This is a genomic window from Rhizobacter sp. P2_H2, assembly GCF_056403375.1.
The window spans coordinates 1-1,482 of record NZ_JBFUFP010001229.1 but is presented as its reverse complement, the minus strand read 5'-3'; the positions used below and the strand labels follow the sequence as shown (position 1 = coordinate 1,482).

The following is a 1,482-nucleotide window of genomic DNA, read 5'->3' as shown; positions in this document are numbered from 1 at the left end:
GTCCCAATGTGGTTAGCTGGCGTTGCAGTCGGATATTGGCAGTGGTTCGTAGCGGTCCCGTGGATCGTGCGGAAGGTAGCGGTCCATCTAAGCCTTCGATCCAGCGGAGGGCCTTCTACCGCCGATGGACTTGACGTTGACTGACGGCTTTCCGCCGTCGAAATCGACTGACGCGAAGGCGGTTACGGGTCGCCTACAGGCGAACAGGCACCGCGGGCGACCGGCAACAGTCGGCCACGAGCTGTCTTTCGCGGATGACTCCTTCTGGATGCGCAGCACCGTGTTGGCATGAGCCTATGCCCCGCTAGCATTGCGCGACGCCATATCGGTGCGGCTGTCCGCACAACCATCTCTTCGACGCCACAGCATGACCAGCATCATTCTCATGTCTTCGTTCTTGATCATCGTTGCGGCCCTCGGTGGGGCTGCCGTTCTAGTTACTCGGCTCTTGCCGGTCGATCACGTGGTCAGGCTCAAGGTCGACGCATCTGTCGCATGGATCAGGAAGAATCCCCGGCTCTTTGAGAAGAGACTGAAGCAGGTGGCGTTCACACTGGCTGTATTGTTCTTCTTGTCAATCACGATCATCTACTCGTGATGCATGAGGCCGGTGACGAGTACCGCAGCCGGCCAGGAGCTGCCGCTGGCATATGACAGCTTTGCGGCTTGGCGACTTCAGTAGACTCATCTAGATCCGCTCTGGGAGGGTCAGGTGACGATTCACAAGATTAGGCTCGTCGGCGGTGAGGACGACGAGATCGCCACGATCGCCGAGCATGTCGTCAACGACTCGTGCAGGCTAGTGTGCTGCTATCGAGGCTCAAAGATCTCGGCCAGCGCTTGCGACTTCTTCGAAGCGCTCTGTTTGATTCGGCTTCAACTCGAGAAGAAAGGGCTACGATTGTTCTGCTATGGCTCTAGCCTGAATGTCTATCCATCTGCGATGGCACGTAGCATGGGCGTAGGCTTGAAGGCGTACAGAATGAGCCCTGGACTGCATGCCTCAACGGCTGACCTGGTCGAAATCTTCTCGGAAGGTCCGGATGTAATCCCCGCCAGCGTTTCTCAGCAGCTGGAGTTCTTCGAACAGTGGGCTGCCAGCGATCGCCGGTAGCGGCCACGAGCGGAAGCTCGCGGACGACGGCTTTCGGATAGGCTAGTTGCCGCTCCGACGCGCCAGTTTTTTCCCGAGACCGTCCCATGCAAATCGATTCGCCTGCTTGGCATCTGAGAAGGTCTTGCCCGGCTTGCGGACAAGGCACTTCGTTGCTGTTGATCAAGTGTTGCAGTTGCGGCAGGATCAGCATCGAGTGTGCCGAGGAAGGCTCCCAGTTTGCAGACGCGCGCCTGCTTCAACCGCAGGAACGTTGGCGGAGTGAGGGTGTAGCAAGATGCCCTCACTGCGACGCTATGGATGCTCTTCGTTCGGCGAGTGCTGAGGAGATTCAGGCCTCCGGCATCGACGTCGATCAATATGAATAG

At 58.2% G+C, this 1,482-nt stretch carries 2 protein-coding genes; both read left to right on the top strand.

Annotated elements, in window-relative coordinates; genetic code table 11:
• The first annotated feature begins 367 nt into the window (after positions 1–367).
• Positions 368–598, top strand: a complete 231-nt coding sequence (locus AC1D15_RS31845) for a hypothetical protein (protein ID WP_477829200.1) — start codon at positions 368–370, stop codon at positions 596–598.
• A gap of 114 nt (positions 599–712) precedes the next feature.
• Positions 713–1,114 carry a hypothetical protein gene (locus AC1D15_RS31840; RefSeq protein WP_477829199.1) on the top strand — a complete coding sequence of 134 codons (402 nt, stop codon included), beginning with the start codon at positions 713–715 and terminating at the stop codon, positions 1,112–1,114.
• The last annotated feature ends 368 nt before the right edge of the window (positions 1,115–1,482 follow it).